Here is a 22,383-nt window from a genome sequence, read left to right on the forward strand (position 1 = left end):
GCATCTAAGCGTGAAGCCCCCCTCAAGATGAGATTTCCCATAGCATAAGCTAGTAAGACCCCTTGAAGAACACAAGGTTGATAGGTCAGAGGTGTAAGTGTGGTAACATATTTAGCTGACTGATACTAATAGGTCGAGGGCTTGACCAATAAAAAAACACAAAGATTTGGTTGAAATTTATAATTCATATGCAATTTTCAGAGAATACTCTGAAAAAGGAATACAAATTGCTAAGGCAATTTGCATAAGTTCCGGTAGCCAAATTAAAATTTGGACCGTTACTTATCTAGTGATGATGGCGTAGAGGAAACACTCCTTTCCATTCCGAACAGGAAAGTTAAGCTCTACAGCGTCGATGGTACTGCATGGGAGACTGTGTGGGAGAGTAGAACGTTGCTAGGTATGTGGCTCGATAGCTCAGTCGGTAGAGCAGAGGACTGAAAATCCTCGTGTCCCTGGTTCGATTCCTGGTCGAGCCACCAGGTATGGCGCTATAGCCAAGTGGTAAGGCAGAGGTCTGCAAAACCTTTATCCCCCGGTTCAAATCCGGGTGGCGCCTCCAAAAAATCCTACAAGAATTTCTTGTAGGATTTTTTTGTGAACTTTTATAGAAGATGAAGTAATTATAAAATAAAAAGAAAGTATTGTAATAATTTAATTAATATTAAGATTTAAATAATACCTTCTTTTGAATAAGTAAATTAGTATCACTAAAAAACTCAAATTGAGCTCCTATTGGAATAGTAATATTAGGATAATCATGTCCTATCGGAATTCCATTAATTATAGGGATATTTAGAGGGACTAATTTTTGCCTTATAATTTCTTCTATTGAAAAATCAGTAGGTTTATTAATACAATCTGTAAAGTATCCTAAGAGTACTCCACAACTTTGTTGAAGTTTTCCACAGGAAATAAGTTGGGATAACATTCTATCCACAGCATAAGGACTTTCATTAATATCTTCGATGAGTAAGATGTTGTTTTTAAAATCTATTTCGTATGGTGTTCCGATAGTTGAACATATTATTGATAAATTTCCACCAACTATACTACCGCTAAAATTTTTATTGTTAAATGTTATATAATTATCGGCACATAATTCTTTTAAATCGTACTGGATTTTAGAACTATTATTCTGCAAAACTTTTAAAAAGAATTCTTTTGTCATAATATCACTAAAGTTTGAAGTTATCATTGGACCATGAAAGGTAGGAAATTTACAAGTTCTATTTATATAATTTAATAATAAGGTTATATCACTATAGCCACAAAATATTTTTGGATTATTTCTAATAATCTTTAAATCTAAATAAGGAGCCATTCTAATTGAACCATAGCCCCCCCTAAGGCAAACTATAGCATCTACTTCTTTATCTGCAAACATAGAATTAAGATCTTCTGCACGACTTTTATCATTACCAGCTAGATATCCATATGAATCATATAAGTGCTCTGATTTTTTTATTTTAAATCCTAGTTTTTTAAAGATATCTATTTTATTATCAATAAAATCTTTTGACTCAGGAGATGCTGGAGCAATAATACCAACAGTAGAGGATTTAGTTAATGATTTCAATTTTAACAACATATACACCTACTTAAAATTATTTATATGTTAATATACTACCAAAAAAATAAAGCTAGTACTTCAACTAGCTTTATTTCTAAGAAAACATATCTTTTCTATATAATATATATGCAGTACCAAGGCTTAATATTAACGTTGCAATCATAGTAATTTCGAAACCATACTCATTATGTATAAGTGGCATTCGAGTAAAATTCATTCCAAATAGTCCACCAATAACAGTAGGAATAGCCATTATTATGGTAACTGATGCTAAAACCTTCATAACTATATTTAAGTTGTTTGAAATAACAGAAGCAAAAAAGTCCATAGTACTGGCAAGTATGTTACTATATATTTCTGTCATCTCAATAGCTTGTTTATTTTCAATTATAACATCCTCTAATACATCTTGATCTTCTTCGTATTTTTGCATTATTTCTAATTTAAGCATCTTTTCTAATGTTATCTCATTAGCTTTAAGAGATGTTGAAAAGTAAACCAATGATTTTTCTAATGAATGCAGTTGAATCAATTCTCTATTCTTCATTGATTTATGTAATCTTTTTTCTATCATTAAACTTTTTTTATCGATTTGACGCAAGTAAATTAAGTAAGATGTTGATATTTTGTTTAATATTTGTAATATAAATCTTGATTTCTTAAATGAATAGAATGATTTAACTTTACCATTTATAAAATCTGTTAAAATACGACTATTCTTTAAACACACAGTAATAAGTTGCTTTTCTGTATGAATTATTGCTAAAGGATATGTGTCATATGTAAGAGAATTATCTTCCATCTCTGTGAAAGGAATATCAACTACAACTAATAAACAATTATCTTCTATATCTATACGAGAGGTTTCTTCATCATCAAGAGGAGCCTTTAAGAATGACAAAGGAACTCCTGTTTTTTTAGAAATTAAAATTAACTCTTCATCTGAAGGAGCTATAATATTGATCCAACAACCAGCTTCTAAATTATCAAGAACCTTTAATGTTGGATTTTGCTCGCTAATACTTTTGTAAATTTGTATCATAATTAACCTCCTTAAATAGATTCCAAAGTTAATTATACTATTAATATGGCCATTTGTAATACAATAAATAAATTTTATATAAAAATCATGTATATAATAAAAAAGATATATAGTGTTTATTTAAACGCTATATATCTTGTATAGAGATTTATTTCTTATAGAATTCACTTTTTACTTCTGACAAAAGATTTTCATTCAGTATAATATCATATCCTGTAAATGATAATGATAGTGCAGCTTTCATAGCTTCATCAAATGCATAATCTGTTATAGTAGCTTTAGCAAAGTCCTTTGTACCATATTTTATATCTTCATTAGGGACTACAGAGATATATGGATGAATACAAGGAACCTTTTTACTTACTATTCCTAAACTTAATCCAGAATAAATATCTCTAGGGTCTGCAATGTTTATTATTCCATTTTCTTTTAAGTTATGACTAAATAATCTATTTAAAGTTCTATTTGTTACTAATTCCTCATTTTCAGGTTCATATAAAGAAATTGAATATTGTACTCTTATTAATTTAGAAACGTAAATAGCTATTTCTCTTAGCTTACTTTCAGCTATTTTTGCTATATCCATCTCTTTGGCTCGAATATAAAACTTAGCTTCAGATTCTAGCGGTAATAATAAAGGTGTAAATCCTCCATTAGATAAAATAGAATTGACTTCGACATCTTCAGGAAATCCTTTTAATAATGAATTTAGAATATTAAAAGTTAAAAGTATTCCATCTAATGAGGTATAAGTACCTTTATTCAAAAAACTTAACCCACTATGGCCTATAAATTTAATGCTTAAAGGAATTATTGCAGATGAACTTCCACTTTCAGAGGTCACAATATCAGGATGTGCAAGTAGTACTACATCTATATCATCAAATACTCCTTGCTTAACCATGACCGATTTTGTTCCCCCGAGATATTCACCTGGACACCCTATAATTATTACGCTTCCACCTATTTTTTCTATTATTGAACCTAAGGATAATGCAGCTGCAATTGAAGTAGTAGTTAATAAGTTATGACCAGTTAAATGCCCTTCACCTGGAACCGCATCATATTCACATATAAAACAAATCTTAGGACAGCCATTACCTTTAGAAGCATAAAATGATGTTTCTAAGTCTAAAAATTTTCTTTTCACATTAAAATTATTATTAATTAAAAAGTCGCAAATATAATTATAACCATTATACTCTTTATAACTTTCTTCTGGATTATTATATAAATAAGTGTTTAAATTTTTTATATCATCTTTATATTTTTCTAAATTACTAATCATTTCTTGTTTCATAGTATCGTCCTCCCAAATTATCTTACTTTTAAGTTTCCCTTAAATACAAATAATTATTTATTAAATATAACTTTTTAGAAAAGTATAAGAATACAATTATTAGGTGAGAATTATAATAAAAAATTATTATAAAAGGATGAGGTTATATGGATTTATTAATAAAAGGTATAGATAAAAATGAAAATAAATGTAAGGTTTGTGGAAATGAAATATATAGTGATATAATTATAGAAAAAAGCTTATTATGTCAATACTGCAACAATAAGATATCTAATATAAGCGTAGAGGATTTTGAATACGATTATTATAAGGAAAAGGTTAAATGTTGGCTTTTAAGTAACTATAATATAAAATGATATGAGGTATAAATAAATGAACAGAGGAAAATTTATAGTATTTGAAGGTGGAGAAGGATCTGGTAAAAGTACAATTTTAGAAATGATATATGAATATTTAATTGAGAATAATATAAATTGTATAAAAACAAGAGAACCAGGTGGAATACAAATATCAGAAGACATAAGAAAAATAATATTAGATACTAAAAATACTAGTATGGATGGGAAAACAGAAGCTTTATTATATACAGCAGCAAGAAGACAACATTTAGTAGAAAGAGTTGTACCAAAGTTGAATGATGGTGTAATAGTTCTATGTGACAGATTTATATATTCATCATTAGCTTATCAAGGATATGCAAGAGGTATAGGAATGAGTGACATATATCAAATAAATAAGTTTGCAGTTGGAGAGTACATGCCTGACTTAAACATTTTATTTGATGTGTCCCCACAAATAGGATTATCAAGAATAAATAAAAATAAAGGTAGAGAAGTAAATAGATTAGATTTAGAAAAAATGGACTTTCATAATAAGGTTAGGGAAGGTTACCATAAGCTATACGAAGGTAACAAAGATAAATTTATAAAAATAGACGCTGAAAAATCAATAGAAGAGGTCTTTAGTGAAGTTAAGGAAATAATTATTAACTTTATTGAATAAAATATAGTATAGAAAAATTTTTTTAATTAATTTTTATCTCTTTTATGATAGAATATTGTTAAAGGAGTATAAATTTATTGGAGGGGTTAATATGAAGTTAGTAATAGCTATGGTCCAAGACGATGATGCTTTAGATCTAGTTGATGCAATGACAGAGGCTGGATTTAGAGTTACTAAATTAGCATCTACTGGAGGATTCTTAAAATCAGGAAATACAACATTAATTATAGGGGTAGAAGAAAGTAAAGTTAAAGATGTTATAGATGTTGTAGAAGATATTTGTAAAACTAGAAAGCAAATTATAACAACACCAACTCCTATTACAGGAAATGTTGACATGTATATGTCTTATCCTATAGAAATTGAAGTTGGAGGGGCAACTGTATTTGTTATAGATGTAGATCAGTTTATTAAAATATAGTTACATTGGAGGGTGTAATGGGACATTTTATTGGACATGAAAGAATAATTGAAAGTTTAAGAAAAAGAATATTAACCGGAGAAATTTCCCATGCACATATAATTGTTGGAGAAGATGGTATTGGAAAAAGTAATTTAGCTAAATTAATAGCAATAAATATATTAGGCGGTCATCAAGATAGAAATTATGTTGATATTGTAAATTATAGATGTAAAAAGTCTTCCTTTGGAGTAGATGATGTAAGAGACGTAGTAGATGAGGTAAGTAAGAAGCCATTTGAGGGAGATAAGAAGGTTATAATAATTCATGATGGAAATAAGATGACAGTGCAAGCTCAAAATGCTCTTTTAAAAACTATAGAAGAGCCACCAAAAGGTGTATTTATAATTTTATTATGTGAAAGTTTAGAACTTATTTTGGATACTATAAAATCAAGATGTCAGATATATAAATTAACTCCATTAACAAAAGATGAAGTTAAGCTTTATATAGAAAGATTAGGAACAGAGAATTATAGTAACGAAGAAATTAAGGCTGCAATTTCATATAGTGAAGGTATTCCAGGAAAAGCGGAAAAGTTTTTAAGGGATTCTTCATTAAAGGATTTAAGAAATTTACTAATTGATTTGTTATATATATTAGTTAATGGAAATCTTCAAAAATTATTAGATTTTGAAGTTAAGATATTATCATATAAGGATAAAAAGGAAGAAATATTAAACATTTTAGCCTCCTTTATAAGAGATATAATTGTCTATAAAGAAGTAAATGAAATTAATGTAATAATAAATGGGGATAAAATAGAAAATATAAAACAATTAGCTATTGAAATGTCCTATAAGAAACTTAATAAAATTATTGATAAAATAGGAGAAGCTAGAAAAACAATATTAAGTAATTCTAATTTTCAATTAACTATTAGAGTAATGCTTATAGGATTTATGGAGGTTTAATAATGATAAAAGTTGTAGGTATAAGATTTAAAAAAGCCGGTAAGATATATTATTTTGATCCAAATGGATTAAGCATAAAAAAAGGTGATTTTGCGGTTGTAGAAACAGCAAGAGGAATAGAGTTTGGGGAGTGTGTAATAGGTATTAAAGAAATATCCGAATCAGATATAGTAGCTCCTTTAAAAAGTGTTTTAAGAGTTGCCGAAGAGGAAGATATAAATAAACATAAAGATAATAAATTAAAAGAAAAAGACGCCTTAGAAATATGCTTAAAGAAAATAGAAGAGCATGCATTAAACATGAAATTAATAGATGTAGAGTACACTTTTGATAATAATAAGGTTATATTCTACTTTACAGCAGATGGAAGAGTTGATTTTAGAGAACTAGTTAAGGATTTAGCCACTATATTTAAAACAAGAATAGAGTTAAGACAAATCGGTGTTAGGGATGAAGCAAAGATGCTAGGTGGGTTAGGCCCTTGTGGAAGGTCACTTTGTTGTTCAACTTTTTTAGGCGATTTTGCATCAGTATCTATAAAAATGGCAAAGGAACAAAACTTGTCACTTAATCCAACTAAAATATCAGGAATATGTGGAAGACTTATGTGTTGTTTAAATTATGAACAAAGTACATATGAAGATATAAGAAAGAGATTACCTAAAGTTGAATCAATTGTCAAAATAGGTGATGTAAAAGGAGAAGTAGTAGGTAACAATATAGTTAAGGAAAGTATAAAGGTTAAATATAGAAGAGGCGATGAAGAAGTTATAGAAGAGTTTAAAATAGACAATATTGAGCTTATAGAAGGTAGTTATGAAGATTCAGTAGATGAATCGGATATAAAGCTAGAAATTGAATCACCAGAGGATAAAAAGTTATTAAAAGATCTTATTAAAGAGAATTAAAGGGGGAAGCTGAATGAAGTCAGTATTAAAAATAGCTAATCTTAATACAAATAAGGATGTTATTAACATAAGAGAAGCTATATCACATAATGAAGGGGTTGTTGCTTGCGAAATCAATTTAGATAAGCAAGAAGTAAATGTAGTATATGATGATAAAAGTATAAGAGTTGATGAAATAGCAATATCAATTGAAGAAGCAGGATATAGTGTAATCTAAAGTCTATCATCAATATTGTATAAATTCTTCTTAAGCCTTTTAAAATTTAAATCATTGTGATAAAATAGATTGTGAAATAAATTCATAATATTAGGAGGTGCTTTTATGGCATTTAAGATTGAAGATTCATGTGTAAACTGTGGCGCATGTGCTGCAGAATGTCCAGTTAATGCTATAAGTCAAGGAGATACTCAATTCGTTATTGATGAGGATACTTGCATAGATTGTGGAAACTGTGCAAATGTTTGTCCAGTAGGAGCTCCAGTACAAGCATAATTTACATAAAGAACCGCTAATTTAGCGGTTCTTTATTTTTATGTTGATAATAGTATGACAGAGCATTTATCTCCAAAAGATAAATCATCTGAATATATGGTACTACAATCATAAGAGAAGATGTTTTTTATAGAAGATAAGAATTTATGAGGGCCATCTAAATAAAAATATTCGGAAGAATTTTTAAAACACATTGGAATTATATATTTTGGCTTTAAATTTATTGCAAGTCTAGCAGCTGAAAATCCATCTAAGCAAAAGTGCCCACCAATTGGAATAAACAAAAAATCTAAATCTGATAATTTACTTAATAAATTATTGTCAAGTCTATGTCCAAGAGAACCTAAATGACAAATCTTAAAACCATCAATATTTAGATAATAAATTATATTTTCTCCACGTTTAAAACCATTAAGATCATCTTTAAATGTCTCATAACCATCTAAGTTTATAAAATCATTAGAAAATGAACAGGGAGAATTTATTATTATGCAATCTTTATCAATAAATTTATTAATAATTTCATTATTATGGGTATGACTAAATGTAATTATATCTGGTTTTAAATCATACTTTTCTATATAAGGATATATTTGCATGGGGTCTAAAAGGATTCTTTTACCGATTGAGTTCTTTATCAAGAAACTTGTGTTACCTATCCACTTAATTTCCATATTTAATCACCTCTTTATATAGTTTGAGTAAAAGTTGTAATATAATTCATATTCTTACTAAAGATAATAAAATTTATAAAATGGACATATTAAGATTTATAATATATAATAAAAGTCAAAGAAGGTCAGTTTTAAAATGAAGTTTAAGAAGGTGAAAATATGGCAAGAATTTCAGATACAATAGAGAATTTTATAAAAGATATGATAAAGCAAGAAAGAGAAAGACAAGTATCAATTCAAAGAAATGAATTAGCAGATAAATTTTCATGTGCACCATCACAAATAAATTATGTACTAACAACTAGGTTTACTTATGAGAAGGGTTATATAATAGAAAGTAAAAGAGGTGGCGGGGGCTGCATAGTAATTAAAAAAATAACATACGATGATAAGGACGAGAGAGTAGACTTAATAAATACTTCAATTGGCGAAAGTATAACATATGGAAACGCATTATCTATATTAAATCATTTAAGGGACACTAATAGTATTACAGAAAAAGAATATGAAATAATAAAGATATCCTTAAATGATAGGACATTAGTAAATGTTGAAGATAAAAATAAGTTAAGATCTCAAATACTTAAAGGAATTATTACAGTAGTATTATCGTAAGATAATTTAAATAGCCAAAATTTATCTGAAGATTGTTAAGTTTAGCAATAGGGTATGGAGGTATGTATGGTTTTTGGGAAGTTTAATGAGAGAGCACAATTAGTACTTGTAGAGGCTCAGAAGGAATCACAATATTTTAAACATGGGTATATAGGAACAGAACATATTCTTTTAGGGATACTAAAAGAAGGTGGATATGCAAAACAAGTATTATATGTTAATGGAGCTACCATTGATAAGGTTAAAAGGCTCATAGAGGATTATCTTGGTTTTGGGGATATAGATATATCAGTAGGAGAAATGTTGTTAAATCCAAGAACAAAAAGATTATTTGATGATAGTTTAATTAAAGCAAGGATGTATGATCATAAATATATAAATCCTGAGCATATTTTATTAGCATTAATAGATGATACAGAAGGTATAGCTTATACTATGCTTTCAAATTTAAAATTAGATTTAAAGTTTATAAAAAATGAGATAAGTGACTATTTATATAAAAAAGAAGCAGAAGAAATAAAAATAGAAGATAAAAATAAGAGAAAAAGTATAAAAACACCTTTATTAAATCAGTATGGAAGAAATCTTACTGATATGGCGAGGGAAGGCTCCTTAGATCCAGTAATAGGCAGAGAGAGTGAAAATAAGAGAATACTAGAAATATTATGTAGAAGAATAAAAAATAATCCTTGTTTAATAGGAGAGCCTGGAGTTGGAAAAACAGCTGTGATAGAAGGATTAGCGCAAAGAATAATTAGTGGAAATGTTCCAGATATTCTAAAGGATAAAATATTAATTTCGCTAGACTTAACTTCTATGGTAGCAGGTTCTAAATATAGAGGAGAATTTGAAGATAGATTAAAAAAAGTTATAGATGAAATAAGAAGTTCTCAAGATATAATAATATTTATAGATGAAATTCATACTATAGTTGGTGCGGGAGGTGCAGAAGGTGCAATAGATGCTGCAAATATTTTAAAACCTGCATTAGCAAGAGGCGAAATAAAATGTATTGGTGCTACAACAATAGATGAATACAGAAAATATATAGAAAAAGATTCTGCTTTAGAGAGAAGATTTCAACCTGTTATAATAGAAGAACCATCAAAGGAAGAAACCCTAGAGATATTAAAAGGGCTTAGGGAAAAATATGAGTTACATCATATGGTAAGAATAGAAGATGAAGCTTTAGAAGCTGCTGTGGATCTATCTGATAGATATATAACGGATAGATTTATGCCTGATAAGGCAATAGATTTAATAGATGAAGCTTCAGCAAAAGTAAGAATAGAAAATTTGATATCACCACCAGATATAAAAGAATTACAAATAAAAATAAAAGAAATTACAAAAGAGAAAGAGATGTCAATAAAGAATCAAGACTTTGAAAGAGCTGCATATCTAAGGGATAAAGAAAAAGAATTAATAAGTAATTTAGATGACTTAAAAATAAATTTGAATAATAATGAATCTAATAGTTATGTAGTAAATAAAGAACAAGTTGCAAGAGTAGTGTCTATTTGGTCTAGAATTCCGTTAGAAAAACTAACAGAACAAGAATCAGAGAAACTATTAAAGCTGGAGGATTTATTGCATAAAAGAGTAGTAGGTCAAAAGGAAGCAGTAATGGCTGTAGCTAAAGCAGTAAGAAGAGCAAGGGTAGGACTAAAAGATCCTAATAGGCCAATAGGAACTTTTGTATTTTGTGGGCCTACTGGAGTTGGTAAAACTGAATTGTCTAATGCATTAGCAGAAGCTATGTTTGGAGATAAAAAGAATTTAATAAGAATTGATATGTCAGAATATATGGAAAAGCATTCTGTATCTAGATTAGTTGGAGCACCTCCAGGATATATTGGATATGAAGAAGGAGGGCAGCTAACAGAGGCTGTTAGAAGAAATCCATATTCGGTAATTTTATTAGATGAAATAGAAAAAGCTCATCCAGATGTATTTAATATATTACTACAAGTAATGGAAGATGGAAGATTAACGGATAGTAAAGGAAGAATTGTAAATTTTAAGAATACTATTGTTATAATGACTTCTAATGTAGGAGCACATGATATTAAAAAACAAAGTACTATGGGATTTTCAACTTCAAGCAGTATAGATGATAGTGAATATGAAAAAATGAAAAAAAGTATTATGGATGAAGTAAAAAAACAATTTAAGCCAGAATTCATAAATAGAATAGATGATATAATAATTTTCCATAAGCTAAAAGATAATGATATATTGAAAATAGTTAACCTAATGTTAAATAGCACCATAGATAAGTTGAAGGAAAGAAAAATAACTATTAATTTAAACGAAGAAAGTAAAAAGTTTCTAGTAAATAAAGGAGTAGATATAAATTATGGAGCTAGGCCTTTAAGAAGAATAATAGCAAAAGAACTTGAAGATAAGTTAAGTGAAGAAATGTTAAAGGGATATATAAAGGGTGGAGATAATCTACAAGTACATTGTAATGGAGAGGAACTTTATTTCGAGCATATATCATAGTATAAAGAGAAGATTTTCTTTTGAGAAAAATCTTCTCTTGTTTTTTGTAATTTTCTTATTTTCTTCCTTTAGTTTTTTATTAATAATTTATAGATTATAGAGTAATAATATTAGAGAAGATAAATTAATCAACATAAGTAAGAAAAATTATTATTTAAAAATAGTTGCATTTTAACTTATAGAAGCATATAATTAAATCAAAGAATATACCCCTGGGGGGTAGAAGGAGTAAATTATGAATAAAGAAATTAAACATAAAGAATTAGTGATAATAGGCGGTGGACCAGCTGGGTTAACTGCAGCTATATATGCAACAAGAGCTAAACTAGACATGCTTTTATTAGAAGATCAAATATTAGGCGGACAGGTTAGAAATAGCTATACAATTGAAAATTATCCTGGATTTAAAAAGGTTTCAGGCACAGAATTAGCAGATTTAATGCAACAACAAGCAGAAGAGCTTGGAGCACAAATAGATGAATTTGATATGGTTGAAAAGGTTGATTTTAGTGGAGAAGAAAAAGTAATTGAAACTAATAGTTATATATATAAAACAAAAACAGTAATAATAGCAACAGGGGCTACTCCTAAAAAATTACCTATTCCAAATGAAGAAAAGTTCTCAGGAAAAGGGGTTCATTATTGTGCAGTTTGCGATGGAGCAATGTATGATGGAAAAATAGTTGGAGTTGTAGGCGGAGGAAATTCTGCATTAGAAGAAGCATTATTTCTAACTAAGTTTGCGACCAAAGTAGTTATGATAAGGAGACACAATTATTTTAATGGAGAAAAGGCTACAATTGAAGAAGTCATGAATCATCCTAAGATAGAGGTTTTATTCAATGAAGATTTAGTTGATGTGGATGGAAAAGATTTTGTAGAAAAGGCTATAATAAAGAATTCTAAAGATGGATCTGAAAAGGAAATTCCTATGGATGCTATATTTGGATTTATAGGAACAGTACCGAAGACAGATCATTTTAAGGATTATATAAATTTAACTTCTAATGGTTATATTAAAGCTGATGAAGGTATGAGAACTAATGTAGAAGGTGTGTATGTAGCAGGAGATGTCAGAGAAAAGGAATATAGACAAATAACAACAGCTGTTGCAGATGGAACTATAGCAGCACTACAAGCTGAAAAGTATGTAGTAGAAAAGAAAAAATAATTAAAGAAAGATTAAAGGAGAGATATTATGATAAAAATATATTCAACATCATGGTGCCCATCATGTGTTAAAGCAAAGAGATTTTTTGAAATGAAGGGTTGGGAATATAAAGAGATTAATGTAGCTGATAAGCACGAGGATAGAGAGGAAGTTTTCAAGGTATCAGGGCAAAGAACTGTACCTGTAATTGATATAGATGGTGAGATAATAGTTGGATTTGACAAGAATAAAATAGAATTAGCTAAGGTAGGTAGATGAATATGTTTAGTTGTATAAGGGGCAAAGAAAGAACATTTAGAAATTTAGTAAACGGAGAATGGCTTAGTAGTGAAAGTGGAAAGTTTATAGAAATATATTCACCAATAGGCGAAAATTGCCTAGTTGGAAAGGTTCCAGCGATGACAAAAGAAGAAGTAGATCAGTCTATAAAAAGTGCTAAAATAGCACAAAATGAGTGGAGAAATGTTCCAGTAAGTAAAAGAGCAGATATATTATATAAAGCTGCCGATATATTAGTAGAGAAATTAGATGATATTGCAGATATAATGATGAGAGAAATAGGTAAAGATAGAAAAAGTTCTGAATCAGAAATTTTAAGGTCAGCTGACTATATAAGATTTACTGCTGATACAGCAAAAAACTTATCAGGAGAAAGTATTCCAGGAGATAGTTTTCCAGGATTTAAAAGAAATAAAATATCAATAGTAACTAGAGAACCATTAGGAGTAGTTTTAGCTATATCTCCATTTAATTATCCAATAAATTTAGCAGCATCAAAGATAGCACCAGCAATAGTTGCAGGAAACTCTGTTGTTTTAAAACCAGCTACTCAAGGCAGCTTATGTGGTTTATATCTTGCTAAGGTTTTTGAGCAAGCAGGTGTGCCAGCTGGGGTATTAAACACTATAACTGGAAGAGGTAGTGATATAGGTGACTATATAGTTACACATCCTGAAATAGATTTTATAAACTTTACAGGAAGTACAGATGTCGGAACTAAAATATCAAGAATAACAGCAATGGTTCCTTTACTTATGGAACTAGGAGGAAAAGATGCAGCTATAGTTTTAAAGGATGCAGATTTAGATCTTGCAGCATCTAATATAGTTGCAGGAGCATATTCTTACTCAGGACAAAGATGTACAGCAGTAAAAAGAATTTTAGTTGTAAATGAAGTTGCAGATAAGTTGGTTGAGAAAGTTAAAGAAAAAGTTGAGAAATTAAAAGTCGGAAATCCTTTAGAAGAAGATGTTGATATAGTACCGTTAATTGATGAAAGATCAGCAGACTTTGTTTGGGAGCTTATAGATGAAGCTAGAGAGAAAGGTGCACATTTGCTGGTTGGAGGAAAAAGAGATGGTAATATGATCTATCCAACTCTATTTGATAATGTAACTACAGATATGAGATTAGCTTGGGAAGAACCATTTGGACCAGTTTTACCTATAATAAGAGTTAAAGATAAAGATGAAGCAATAGAAATTGCAAATAAATCAGAATATGGATTACAATCATCTGTATTTACTGAAAATATAAATGAAGCATTTTATGTGGCTGATAGATTAGAAGTAGGTACAGTTCAAGTTAATAACAAAACTGAAAGAGGACCAGATCATTTCCCATTCTCAGGAGTTAAGGCATCTGGAATTGGTACACAAGGTATTAGATATTCCATAGAAGCTATGTCAAGACCAAAGGCAACAGTAATTAATATAGTAAGATAATTAAAATGTGCTATAGCACAACTAAAAAATAAAGGGATGTCTCAGACATCCCTTTTTATTTTAAAATATAATAATTATTTTATCTTAAACATTTAAAGCTGAATCAATAGCATTTTTATCAAATCCAACTATAATAGTTCCATTTATATCTAATACAGGAACTCCCATTTGTTTTGACTTGCTAATCATTTCATCTCTAGCTGTCATATCTTCTTGTACATTTAAATCTTCAAATTCAACATTAACTGATTTTAAGTAATTTTTTGCTTTTACGCACCATGGACAAGAATTTGTACTGTAAACTTTAACCATTAGTCAAACACTCCTTTTCTTTTTAATAAATAATTAGTATCGTTTAATATAGATTTTACATCATTTTTGCCATAAATACAATTAATATCTTTTATTTTATTAAAATAAAGAATATGGTATTATATCAATGGGAAAATATAAAATAAATCTATTTAATAATACTTTGATCTTCTAGGTTTGAATTGAGAATCATGTTATCTAAAGATGTATCTACATAGTTGGACATTAGATTTTCAGATAAATTTTTTTTAGAATTCTCTTTTAATATATTCCTAGATTGAACATTAGAAAAATAGTTTTTATTAATCATAAAATCATCTCCTTGATGGTTTATAAACTTATTTTTTGCAAAATTTTAATTTTTATAACAAATTAAATAAATTATGCAACTGGTCTAGACATCTATAACAATTTTTAATATAATATTTATAGGAGGCTTAATAATGATAGATAAAAGTAGTCCAATTCCAGTTTATTATCAACTTAAAAATGATTTAATATCAAAGATATCTGAAGGAGTATGGAAACCAGGTGAATGTATAGCAAGCGAAAGAGAGCTATGTGAAGTTTATGGTGTTAGTAGAATGACTATAAGACAAGCAATTGGAGAATTAGTACAAGAAGGAGTTCTTTTAAGGATTAAGGGAAAAGGTACCTATGTTTGTGAACAAACCCTTAAACAACAAGACATGATGAGTTTTACAGAAATAATAAAACAAATGGGAAAAGAACTTAGATCAGAAGTTGTTGAATTCTGCAAAATAAATACACCAGAACATTTGGCAGATATATTTTCATTAGATGAATTATATAAAATCAAAAGAAAGCGTATAGTTGATGATGAATGTGTCGCTTTAGAAACAGTATATATACCTGTAGACTATTGTGGATATATTGATATGGAAATGTTAAATGGATCTTTATTTAAAATATTAGAAGGTTTCGGATATACAGTAGACTATTCTCAATCATCAATAGCATCAGTAATAATGGATGATGAATTAAAAAATATATTTAGTGTAGATAAACAAGTACCTATGCTAAAAATTATAAGCAAGACCTATGATCATAATAATAAAATGATATTTTTAGAAGAAGCTATTTATAGATCTGACAAATTTATTTTACAAGTAAATATATCGAGACGAGAGGGGAAAATACGATGAAACTAATAATAACTAAAAATTATGAAGAACTAAGTAAAAAAGCAGCTGATGAGATGGCAGATATAATAAAAAGCAATCCTAAAGCAATATTAGGATTAGCAACTGGCGGATCTCCAATGGGAATGTATAAGGAATTAATAAAAATGAACAAGGAAGGAAAAGTAGACTTTTCAAATGTTACTACAGTAAATCTAGATGAATATATCGGATTAAGTGGTGACCATCCTCAAAGCTATAGATATTTTATGAATGAAAATTTATTTAATCATATTAATATAGATAAGACCAATACTTACGTTCCAAATGGATTAGCTAAAAACATAGAAGAAGAGTGTAAAGAATATGATGCTAGAATAACCGAACTAGGTGGCACAGATGTTCAACTATTAGGAATAGGAAATAATGGACACATAGCATTTAATGAACCAGATAATGAATTATTATCAGGAACTCATTTAACAAAATTAACAGAAGATACTATAAAAGCTAATGCTAGATTTTTTGAATCAATAGATGAAGTTCCAACCCAAGCCTTAACTATGGGCCTTGGTGGAATAATGAGATCAAAGAAGATAATAGTTATAGCAAGTGGTGAAAGTAAAGCTGAAGCTGTAAAAGCAATGGTAAGTGGGAAAATAAGTACAAATATGCCAGCATCAATGTTACAAATGCACAGAAATGTTACAGTTATAGTTGATGAAGCAGCAGCAAAATTATTATAAAATGTAAATACTAAAGATTATTAAGGAATGTAATGCTATTATAAATAGATTACATTCCTTTTTTATTCTTTAGAAATTATAAAAGGTTTATTATATGGGTAACTATTTATAATTTTTTTCTTTTGGTTGGTTAAAGGACATATTGAAATTTACATTGACTTGAAGTAAGAAAATTTACATATGACCTTTATTATAAATATTGGTTTTTATAATATTGTTATGATATAGTTATTTTATAATTGAGTTAATATATAGGTGGAAATAAATATTCAATTAAATTATATGGTAAGCTATTAGATTCACTATTCGGGAGCTTATATCAAAGTTAAAAAGTTATATGACTCCAATTTTAATATCTTACAAGAATAACTATGTTAACTATTTAGTATTACATTATTTTAATTATAAGTATTATTAATTTAACTATATATTGATTATAATATTAAATATAAAAGTAAATAAGATTGGTAGGTAAAATTTATGGCTAAGATTAAATCCATGTTTGTTTGTCAAGAATGTGGATATGAGTCTCCTAAGTGGCTGGGGAAATGTCCAGATTGTAACAAATGGAATACTTTAGTTGAAGAAGTAAAGGAAACTCAAAAAGAATTTAAAAATAAAGTTAATAACCAGAGGGTTTTAGATAATATGCCTAAAAGTATAGGGCAAATTAAATCAGGAGAAAAACAAAGATATGATACTGGACTGCGAGAATTAAATAGAGTATTGGGAGGCGGTTTAGTAAGGGGATCTTTAACATTAATATCAGGAGATCCTGGTATAGGAAAATCTACTTTGCTATTACAAACAGCAAACTCAATATCCAAATCGTACGGGAAAGTACTATATGTTTCTGGAGAAGAGTCTGAAGAGCAAATTAAAATCAGAGGAGACAGGTTGGATGTTAATGCTGAACAATTATATATATTATCAGAAACCAACCTGGATTTAATAGAAGCGTATATAGATGAATTACAACCTGTTTTTGTAATAATTGATTCTATACAAACTGTATATAAGGAATCAATAACATCTGCTCCAGGAAGTGTATCTCAAGTAAAGGAATGTTCTAATGCTATAATGAGAATAGGTAAAAATAAGAATATACCATTATTCATAGTAGCTCATGTTACTAAACAAGGTGAACTTGCAGGACCAAGAGTTCTTGAGCATATGGTTGATACAGTATTATATTTTGAGGGAGAGCGTACAGAAGAATTTAGAGTTCTTAGAACTATGAAAAATCGTTTTGGAACAACTAGTGAAATAGGAGTTTTTGAAATGGCAGAAGAAGGATTAAAGGAAATATATGATCCTTCGAGAATATTTTTAGAGGATACTAACTTTAATCAAGAAGGTTCAGCAGTTATAGGAATAATGGAAGGCACTAGACCGATACTTGTTGAAATGCAAGCCTTAGCTACAGAAACAAATATGCACATGGCTAGCAGAACAGCCGTGGGAATAGATAGTCAAAGGTTAAGACTTATATTAGCTGTACTTGAAAAAAAATTAAGAGTCCCATTCTACAAGTATGATGTGTATGTAAATGTTGTTGGAGGACTTACTTTAGATGGCACTACAGGAGATTTAGGTCTTGCACTAGGATTATTATCAAGTGTAAAAAATACAGGATTTAAGTTAGAACGAATGGTTATTGTAGGAGAAGTTGGACTTACAGGAGAAATAAGACCAGTTTCATCTTGTGATAGATTGATTAAAGAAGCAGAAAAAATGGGATTCAAAAATGCAATAATTCCTGAAAGAAATAAAGATAAGGTTACTAGCGCTTCTATGAATATAATAGGAGTAAGCAATTTAAGAGAGGCTATAAGTAAGATATTCTAACGGATTGGGTGAGTATATGAGAATAAAAGATGATGAAGAAATAAAAAGTATTTTAAAACTTATGAGTCCAGGAACAGCTTTAAGAGAAGGTTTAGAGAATATATTAAGAGCTAAAACTGGAGGATTAGTTGTTATTGGAGATGGTGAAGAGGTAATGAAGCTTGTAGATGGAGGCTTTAATATCAATTCAGAGTATTCACCAGCTTATGTTTATGAATTAGCAAAAATGGATGGTGCTATAGTAATAAGTGGAGATTTAAAAAGAATTCTTTGTGCTAACACACAGCTTGTGCCTGATCATTCTCTTACAACATATGAAACAGGAACAAGACATAGAACAGCTAATAGAGTTGCCAAACAAACTGGAAATATAGTTGTAGCAATTTCTCAAAGAAGAAATATAATAACTATTTATAAGGGAGACTTAAAATATGTTCTTCAAGAAAGTAGTGTTATATTAGCAAGAGCAAATCAGGCTATACAAACCTTAGAAAAGTATGTAACTGTATTAGAAAGAGTAATAAACAACCTAAATCTCTTGGAATTCCAGGACTTAACAACTGTCTTTGATGTTGTAACTGCAATACAAAGAACAGAAATGGTAATGAGAGTTGTAGAAGAAATTCAAAGATATATAGTTGAACTTGGGAATGAAGGAAGACTTATTTCTATGCAACTTAATGAGCTTATAAAATTTATAGAGAGAGATGGGATTTTATTAATAAGAGATTACTGCAAAGAAAAGGAAAGTTATGAAGATATATATAATCAAATTCAAATGCTTACTGCGGAAGAATTAGTTGATTTAGATTTAATAGCCAAAATATTAGGATATTCAGGAGTACCATTAGTAGACACGTTAATTTCTCCAAAGGGATATAGAATCTTATTTAAGGTTCCAAGAATTCCTGTATCAGTTATTGAAAATTTAGTTAAACATTTTAATGAGCTTAAATATGTTATTGAGGCAGATACTAATGAATTAGATAAAGTAGATGGAATAGGAGAAGCTAGAGCTAAAGCTATAAGAAGTGGATTAAGAAGAATAAAAGAACAAATATACTTAAAAAATGAAATTTAACAAAAATATGTATAAAAGTAAATAGAACTGAGAATAATAAAAAAGCAGGTAAAAACCTGCTTAAAGTTTATCTAAGTGTAAATTTACCCAGAATACTCATTTTATTTTCTTCCTTTAATAAGATATCGTATAGATTCAAATCCAAGCAATTACATAAAGAAGTAAGATAAAATAGATTATTTCCAATTTCATTTTCGATAATTTCACGACAATTATCACAAAGGGTTCCCTTAAGATGATTACTTAGTTCATAATTAAAATCATTAGTTTCGTCAGAAGGAATGCCTTGTTTCTCAGCACAAATTTGAATACAACCACAATTAGTAACGGCCTTTGCTATAGCTCTATTTACCCTAGAGCTAGATTCACTATATTTAGTTATTATATCTAAAATACTTTTATGGCGCAGTAATGATTCATTGACATCATTTTGAAAATTATCAAAAATTATATCTTTCATATGCCTCAACTCCTTAAAATCTATGGCTGTTTTTAAATAAAAGTATATTTTATTAAATAATAAAATATATAGGGCTTAATTATTAAATAATAAAATTAATAAGATATTAAATAATTCAATACTTACTCAAGAAAATCAAATAAATAATATCGAGAATATTGCTTAATTTTTAAGCTTACAAAACTTAGTTTCACATAATACTATAAATTAATTAAATATTTATTCAATTAAAAATATTTAATATTATTCATTTTGTTGCAACTTATTATAGTTAATTAACTTTAATACAATAATATCTAATATGATTGTTATTTTATAGGGGGTATTTTAAATTAATAAGAATTTAATAAATCTTCATTTTAGATAATGCCTTTATATGGTATAATGAGATAGACTTCTTACAAAAGAGTAAATAAAATTAAAAATATAAATAAAACAATATTATAGGGAGGTGACATTATGTTAAAAAAGATTATAAGAGTTATATTTACTATAATAGGCTTTATAAGCGGATATATTATTAGTGGAATACTAGTAACTATTACTGCTTTAAGTAAAATATCTTTTTTATCTAAACCAGTTGGAATTATATCAGTACGAATTCTTTTAACTTTATTATTTGGACTTATATTATATATTATTTCACCACGTATTTATGACTCTATTGTTAAAGCAATTGAATATATTGAAAAGAATATTCAAAGACTTACAGCGGCAGAGCTTCTTTATGGTGGGTTAGGTGCATTAATATCATTGATATTAACGTCACTTTTAGGATTACCGTTATATAATATAGATCTTTATGGGTTAGGACCAATACTATTTGTTCTACTAAACTTAATATTTGCAATAATATTTGCTAGTATATTTATTGAAAAGAAGGATGACATATCAAATATTCTTGTAAATCTCAAGAAAAGTAGCGCTAAGGAAAAGAAGTCAAAAGGAGCTGTGAAAAACATAGCTAAGGTATTAGATACTTCTGTTATCATTGATGGAAGAATATTTGATATATGCCAAACTGGATTTATTGAAGGTCCATTAGTTATACCTAATTTTGTATTAGATGAATTAAGACATATTTCAGATTCAGCAGATTCTTTAAAAAGAAATAGGGGAAGAAGAGGACTTGACATATTAAATAAAATACAAAAAGAACTTGATATAGAAACTCAAATTTGGGAAGGAGATTTTCCAGAGATACAAGAAGTCGACAGTAAGTTATTAAAGCTTGCACAAAATCTTAAGGGTAAAGTTATAACTAATGACTTTAATTTAAATAAAGTTGCAGAATTCCAAGGAGTTCCTGTACTAAATATTAATGAGTTAGCAAATGCAATTAAGCCAGTTGTTCTTCCAGGGGAAGAAATGAAGGTGATTGTGGTCAAGGATGGTAAAGACGCATCTCAAGGAGTTGGATATTTAGATGATGGAACTATGATTGTAGTAGAAGGTGGAAGGAAGTTCATGGGAGAGCAAATAGTAGTTATAGTAACTTCAGTACTTCAAACAGCTGCTGGAAGAATGATATTTGCAAAACCAAAGGAATAGTTAAGTAGGTGTTATTATGATAAGTGCAATAATTTTAGCAGGTGGAAAAGGTAAAAGAATGGGTGCTAAAGTTAGTAAGCAGTATATAGAACTTAGGGGTAAGCCAATATTATACTATACGCTAAAAAGGTTTGCTGATTGTAGTCAAATAGATAAAATTATTTTAGTTTTGCCTAAAGATGAAATAGATTATTGTAAAAATGAGATATTGAATAAATATTCTTTAAAGGTTGATATGATAGTAGAAGGTGGAGAAGAAAGGCAAGATTCGGTTTTTAATGCTTTAGAGTGTATAGAGAACTGTGAGATTGTACTTATCCATGATGGAGCAAGACCTTTTACATCAGAACGAATTATAAATGATGGGATAAAGTATGCAAAACTTTATGGTGCAGCAGCACCTGGGGTCATACCAAAGGATACTATTAAAGTCATTAATGAAGAGAAATTTTCTGTTTCTACACCTGATAGAAATACATTACGTGCAATTCAAACTCCACAAGTTTTTAAATTTAATCTTATAAAGGAGTGTCATAATAAAATTAAGAAGAATAATATAAGTGTTACAGATGATACTATGGTAGTAGATATGTACAATAATGAGGTTTATTTATATGAAGGTGAATATACTAATATAAAAGTTACTACACCAGAGGATTTGATACTGGCAGAAAAGCTTATATAATAGAGATTTTATAATATTGACATAACCTTTTAGAGACTATATAATTAATTAAGCTAAAAATTAATAAATTTAAAACAGTGAAGAAGAATAGTAGAATCCGCCATTCAGAGAGAAAATTCATAGGCTGTAAAATTTTCAATAGGGTTTGAACCAGCTTTGGAGTTATAGGAAAAAACT

24 protein-coding genes, 2 tRNA genes and 2 rRNA genes are annotated in these 22,383 nt (G+C 28.6%); 22 read left to right on the top strand and 6 right to left on the bottom strand.

From position 1 onward, the window contains the following. The 4 genes from AAT22_RS01025 to AAT22_RS01040 form a co-directional block, all read left to right on the top strand. Positions 1 to 149, top strand: a 23S ribosomal RNA gene (locus AAT22_RS01025); the annotation flags it as partial. A gap of 136 nt (positions 150 to 285) precedes the next feature. Beyond that, positions 286 to 402, top strand: a 5S ribosomal RNA gene (gene rrf, locus AAT22_RS01030). Positions 403 to 406: 4 nt separating this feature from the next. Further along, positions 407 to 482: transfer RNA gene (locus tag AAT22_RS01035), tRNA-Phe, on the top strand. A 5-nt stretch (positions 483 to 487) separates the two neighbouring features. Beyond that, positions 488 to 562: transfer RNA gene (locus tag AAT22_RS01040), tRNA-Cys, on the top strand. Between the two features lie 102 nt (positions 563 to 664). Here AAT22_RS01040 and AAT22_RS01045 read toward each other — a convergent pair. From AAT22_RS01045 to AAT22_RS01055, 3 genes are all read right to left on the bottom strand, one after another. Further along, a complete protein-coding gene (locus AAT22_RS01045) occupies positions 665 to 1,591 on the bottom strand; it encodes an LD-carboxypeptidase (protein ID WP_046999975.1) in 927 nt (308 codons plus the stop codon). 76 nt (positions 1,592 to 1,667) lie between these two features. After that, positions 1,668 to 2,615 (bottom strand): magnesium transporter CorA family protein, encoded by a 948-nt coding sequence (locus AAT22_RS01050; protein WP_016205939.1) that lies wholly within the window; start codon positions 2,613 to 2,615, stop codon positions 1,668 to 1,670. Between the two features lie 148 nt (positions 2,616 to 2,763). Next, the gene (locus AAT22_RS01055; protein ID WP_046999976.1) at positions 2,764 to 3,915 is read right to left on the bottom strand and encodes an amidohydrolase; all 1,152 of its coding nucleotides are present in this window, start codon (positions 3,913 to 3,915) and stop codon (positions 2,764 to 2,766) included. 146 nt (positions 3,916 to 4,061) lie between these two features. Here AAT22_RS01055 and AAT22_RS01060 point away from each other — a divergent pair, with 146 nt between their 5' ends. The 7 genes from AAT22_RS01060 (at position 4,062) to AAT22_RS01090 (ending at position 7,692) form a co-directional block, all read left to right on the top strand. Beyond that, positions 4,062 to 4,271 carry a sigma factor G inhibitor Gin gene (locus AAT22_RS01060; RefSeq protein WP_016205937.1) on the top strand — a complete coding sequence of 70 codons (210 nt, stop codon included), beginning with the start codon at positions 4,062 to 4,064 and terminating at the stop codon, positions 4,269 to 4,271. Between the two features lie 16 nt (positions 4,272 to 4,287). After that, positions 4,288 to 4,917 (top strand): dTMP kinase, encoded by a 630-nt coding sequence (gene tmk / locus AAT22_RS01065; RefSeq protein ID WP_016205936.1) that lies wholly within the window; start codon positions 4,288 to 4,290, stop codon positions 4,915 to 4,917. A gap of 91 nt (positions 4,918 to 5,008) precedes the next feature. After that, positions 5,009 to 5,338 (top strand): cyclic-di-AMP receptor, encoded by a 330-nt coding sequence (locus AAT22_RS01070; RefSeq protein WP_016205935.1) that lies wholly within the window; start codon positions 5,009 to 5,011, stop codon positions 5,336 to 5,338. A 17-nt stretch (positions 5,339 to 5,355) separates the two neighbouring features. Continuing rightward, entirely contained in the window at positions 5,356 to 6,291 is a 936-nt protein-coding gene (locus AAT22_RS01075) for a DNA polymerase III subunit delta' (RefSeq protein ID WP_016205934.1), read from the top strand. Positions 6,292 to 6,293: 2 nt separating this feature from the next. Next, entirely contained in the window at positions 6,294 to 7,199 is a 906-nt protein-coding gene (locus tag AAT22_RS01080) for a stage 0 sporulation family protein (RefSeq protein WP_016205933.1), read from the top strand. A gap of 13 nt (positions 7,200 to 7,212) precedes the next feature. After that, positions 7,213 to 7,416 (top strand): heavy-metal-associated domain-containing protein, encoded by a 204-nt coding sequence (locus AAT22_RS01085; RefSeq protein ID WP_016205932.1) that lies wholly within the window; start codon positions 7,213 to 7,215, stop codon positions 7,414 to 7,416. 105 nt (positions 7,417 to 7,521) lie between these two features. After that, positions 7,522 to 7,692 carry a 4Fe-4S binding protein gene (locus AAT22_RS01090; RefSeq protein ID WP_008681251.1) on the top strand — a complete coding sequence of 57 codons (171 nt, stop codon included), beginning with the start codon at positions 7,522 to 7,524 and terminating at the stop codon, positions 7,690 to 7,692. Between the two features lie 38 nt (positions 7,693 to 7,730). On the opposite strand, the gene AAT22_RS01095 is transcribed toward AAT22_RS01090, so the two are convergent. Further along, positions 7,731 to 8,366: an MBL fold metallo-hydrolase gene (locus AAT22_RS01095; RefSeq protein ID WP_016205931.1), complete on the bottom strand. Its 636-nt coding sequence runs from the start codon at positions 8,364 to 8,366 to the stop codon at positions 7,731 to 7,733. 159 nt (positions 8,367 to 8,525) lie between these two features. On the opposite strand from AAT22_RS01095, the gene AAT22_RS01100 reads away from it, so the two are divergent. The 5 genes from AAT22_RS01100 (at position 8,526) to AAT22_RS01120 (ending at position 14,381) form a co-directional block, all read left to right on the top strand. Next, entirely contained in the window at positions 8,526 to 8,981 is a 456-nt protein-coding gene (locus AAT22_RS01100) for a CtsR family transcriptional regulator (RefSeq protein WP_016205930.1), read from the top strand. A 66-nt stretch (positions 8,982 to 9,047) separates the two neighbouring features. Further along, positions 9,048 to 11,486, top strand: coding sequence for an ATP-dependent Clp protease ATP-binding subunit (locus tag AAT22_RS01105; protein WP_016205929.1), 2,439 nt, complete (start codon positions 9,048 to 9,050; stop codon positions 11,484 to 11,486). 235 nt (positions 11,487 to 11,721) lie between these two features. Continuing rightward, on the top strand, positions 11,722 to 12,657 hold the full coding sequence (gene trxB / locus AAT22_RS01110) for a thioredoxin-disulfide reductase (RefSeq protein WP_016205928.1): 936 nt from the start codon (positions 11,722 to 11,724) through the stop codon (positions 12,655 to 12,657). Between the two features lie 27 nt (positions 12,658 to 12,684). Further along, positions 12,685 to 12,915 (top strand): glutaredoxin domain-containing protein, encoded by a 231-nt coding sequence (locus AAT22_RS01115; RefSeq protein WP_016205927.1) that lies wholly within the window; start codon positions 12,685 to 12,687, stop codon positions 12,913 to 12,915. 2 nt (positions 12,916 to 12,917) lie between these two features. Next, positions 12,918 to 14,381 carry an NADP-dependent glyceraldehyde-3-phosphate dehydrogenase gene (locus AAT22_RS01120; protein ID WP_046999977.1) on the top strand — a complete coding sequence of 488 codons (1,464 nt, stop codon included), beginning with the start codon at positions 12,918 to 12,920 and terminating at the stop codon, positions 14,379 to 14,381. 84 nt (positions 14,382 to 14,465) lie between these two features. Here the strand turns inward: AAT22_RS01120 and AAT22_RS01125 are convergent, their stop codons facing one another. Then, positions 14,466 to 14,693, bottom strand: a complete 228-nt coding sequence (locus AAT22_RS01125; protein WP_016205925.1) for a glutaredoxin family protein — start codon at positions 14,691 to 14,693, stop codon at positions 14,466 to 14,468. Between the two features lie 443 nt (positions 14,694 to 15,136). On the opposite strand from AAT22_RS01125, the gene AAT22_RS01130 reads away from it, so the two are divergent. From AAT22_RS01130 to disA, 4 genes are all read left to right on the top strand, one after another. Next, complete coding sequence (locus tag AAT22_RS01130; protein WP_016205924.1) at positions 15,137 to 15,859, top strand: GntR family transcriptional regulator; 723 nt, start codon at positions 15,137 to 15,139, stop codon at positions 15,857 to 15,859. After that, positions 15,856 to 16,581 carry a glucosamine-6-phosphate deaminase gene (gene nagB / locus AAT22_RS01135; protein ID WP_016205923.1) on the top strand — a complete coding sequence of 242 codons (726 nt, stop codon included), beginning with the start codon at positions 15,856 to 15,858 and terminating at the stop codon, positions 16,579 to 16,581. The genes AAT22_RS01130 and nagB overlap by 4 nt, the downstream gene beginning before the upstream one ends. 480 nt (positions 16,582 to 17,061) lie before the next feature. Then, positions 17,062 to 18,429 (top strand): DNA repair protein RadA, encoded by a 1,368-nt coding sequence (radA, locus tag AAT22_RS01140; protein WP_046999978.1) that lies wholly within the window; start codon positions 17,062 to 17,064, stop codon positions 18,427 to 18,429. A gap of 16 nt (positions 18,430 to 18,445) precedes the next feature. Further along, complete coding sequence (gene disA, locus AAT22_RS01145; protein WP_016205921.1) at positions 18,446 to 19,510, top strand: DNA integrity scanning diadenylate cyclase DisA; 1,065 nt, start codon at positions 18,446 to 18,448, stop codon at positions 19,508 to 19,510. 67 nt (positions 19,511 to 19,577) lie between these two features. Here disA and AAT22_RS01150 read toward each other — a convergent pair whose 3' ends face one another. Continuing rightward, entirely contained in the window at positions 19,578 to 19,970 is a 393-nt protein-coding gene (locus tag AAT22_RS01150) for a hypothetical protein (RefSeq protein ID WP_016205920.1), read from the bottom strand. A gap of 459 nt (positions 19,971 to 20,429) precedes the next feature. Between AAT22_RS01150 and AAT22_RS01155 the strand changes: the two genes are divergently transcribed. Then, positions 20,430 to 21,521, top strand: a complete 1,092-nt coding sequence (locus tag AAT22_RS01155; protein ID WP_046999979.1) for a PIN/TRAM domain-containing protein — start codon at positions 20,430 to 20,432, stop codon at positions 21,519 to 21,521. 16 nt (positions 21,522 to 21,537) lie between these two features. Next, positions 21,538 to 22,206, top strand: coding sequence for a 2-C-methyl-D-erythritol 4-phosphate cytidylyltransferase (ispD, locus tag AAT22_RS01160; protein WP_046999980.1), 669 nt, complete (start codon positions 21,538 to 21,540; stop codon positions 22,204 to 22,206). Positions 22,207 to 22,383: the final 177 nt, after the last annotated feature.

This window comes from Clostridium sp. C8 (assembly GCF_001010885.1).
In the GTDB taxonomy this organism is placed as follows: domain Bacteria; phylum Bacillota; class Clostridia; order Clostridiales; family Clostridiaceae; genus Clostridium; species Clostridium sartagoforme.

Excerpts from the sequence above, each read along its gene's own strand:
- AAT22_RS01100 (WP_016205930.1), top strand. The coding sequence starts at position 8,526 with ATGGCAAGAATTTCAGATACAATAGAGAATTTTATAAAAGATATGATA.
- tmk (WP_016205936.1), top strand. The coding sequence starts at position 4,288 with ATGAACAGAGGAAAATTTATAGTATTTGAAGGTGGAGAAGGATCTGGT.
- AAT22_RS01050 (WP_016205939.1), bottom strand. The coding sequence starts at position 2,615 with ATGATACAAATTTACAAAAGTATTAGCGAGCAAAATCCAACATTAAAG.
- AAT22_RS01115 (WP_016205927.1), top strand. The coding sequence starts at position 12,685 with ATGATAAAAATATATTCAACATCATGGTGCCCATCATGTGTTAAAGCA.
- AAT22_RS01055 (WP_046999976.1), bottom strand. The coding sequence starts at position 3,915 with ATGAAACAAGAAATGATTAGTAATTTAGAAAAATATAAAGATGATATA.
- trxB (WP_016205928.1), top strand. The coding sequence starts at position 11,722 with ATGAATAAAGAAATTAAACATAAAGAATTAGTGATAATAGGCGGTGGA.
- ispD (WP_046999980.1), top strand. The coding sequence starts at position 21,538 with ATGATAAGTGCAATAATTTTAGCAGGTGGAAAAGGTAAAAGAATGGGT.
- AAT22_RS01155 (WP_046999979.1), top strand. The coding sequence starts at position 20,430 with ATGTTAAAAAAGATTATAAGAGTTATATTTACTATAATAGGCTTTATA.
- nagB (WP_016205923.1), top strand. The coding sequence starts at position 15,856 with ATGAAACTAATAATAACTAAAAATTATGAAGAACTAAGTAAAAAAGCA.
- AAT22_RS01060 (WP_016205937.1), top strand. The coding sequence starts at position 4,062 with ATGGATTTATTAATAAAAGGTATAGATAAAAATGAAAATAAATGTAAG.
- AAT22_RS01075 (WP_016205934.1), top strand. The coding sequence starts at position 5,356 with ATGGGACATTTTATTGGACATGAAAGAATAATTGAAAGTTTAAGAAAA.
- AAT22_RS01045 (WP_046999975.1), bottom strand. The coding sequence starts at position 1,591 with ATGTTGTTAAAATTGAAATCATTAACTAAATCCTCTACTGTTGGTATT.
- AAT22_RS01150 (WP_016205920.1), bottom strand. The coding sequence starts at position 19,970 with ATGAAAGATATAATTTTTGATAATTTTCAAAATGATGTCAATGAATCA.
- radA (WP_046999978.1), top strand. The coding sequence starts at position 17,062 with ATGGCTAAGATTAAATCCATGTTTGTTTGTCAAGAATGTGGATATGAG.
- AAT22_RS01080 (WP_016205933.1), top strand. The coding sequence starts at position 6,294 with ATGATAAAAGTTGTAGGTATAAGATTTAAAAAAGCCGGTAAGATATAT.
- AAT22_RS01125 (WP_016205925.1), bottom strand. The coding sequence starts at position 14,693 with ATGGTTAAAGTTTACAGTACAAATTCTTGTCCATGGTGCGTAAAAGCA.
- AAT22_RS01105 (WP_016205929.1), top strand. The coding sequence starts at position 9,048 with ATGGTTTTTGGGAAGTTTAATGAGAGAGCACAATTAGTACTTGTAGAG.
- AAT22_RS01130 (WP_016205924.1), top strand. The coding sequence starts at position 15,137 with ATGATAGATAAAAGTAGTCCAATTCCAGTTTATTATCAACTTAAAAAT.
- AAT22_RS01095 (WP_016205931.1), bottom strand. The coding sequence starts at position 8,366 with ATGGAAATTAAGTGGATAGGTAACACAAGTTTCTTGATAAAGAACTCA.
- AAT22_RS01120 (WP_046999977.1), top strand. The coding sequence starts at position 12,918 with ATGTTTAGTTGTATAAGGGGCAAAGAAAGAACATTTAGAAATTTAGTA.
- AAT22_RS01070 (WP_016205935.1), top strand. The coding sequence starts at position 5,009 with ATGAAGTTAGTAATAGCTATGGTCCAAGACGATGATGCTTTAGATCTA.
- AAT22_RS01085 (WP_016205932.1), top strand. The coding sequence starts at position 7,213 with ATGAAGTCAGTATTAAAAATAGCTAATCTTAATACAAATAAGGATGTT.
- AAT22_RS01090 (WP_008681251.1), top strand. The coding sequence starts at position 7,522 with ATGGCATTTAAGATTGAAGATTCATGTGTAAACTGTGGCGCATGTGCT.
- disA (WP_016205921.1), top strand. The coding sequence starts at position 18,446 with ATGAGAATAAAAGATGATGAAGAAATAAAAAGTATTTTAAAACTTATG.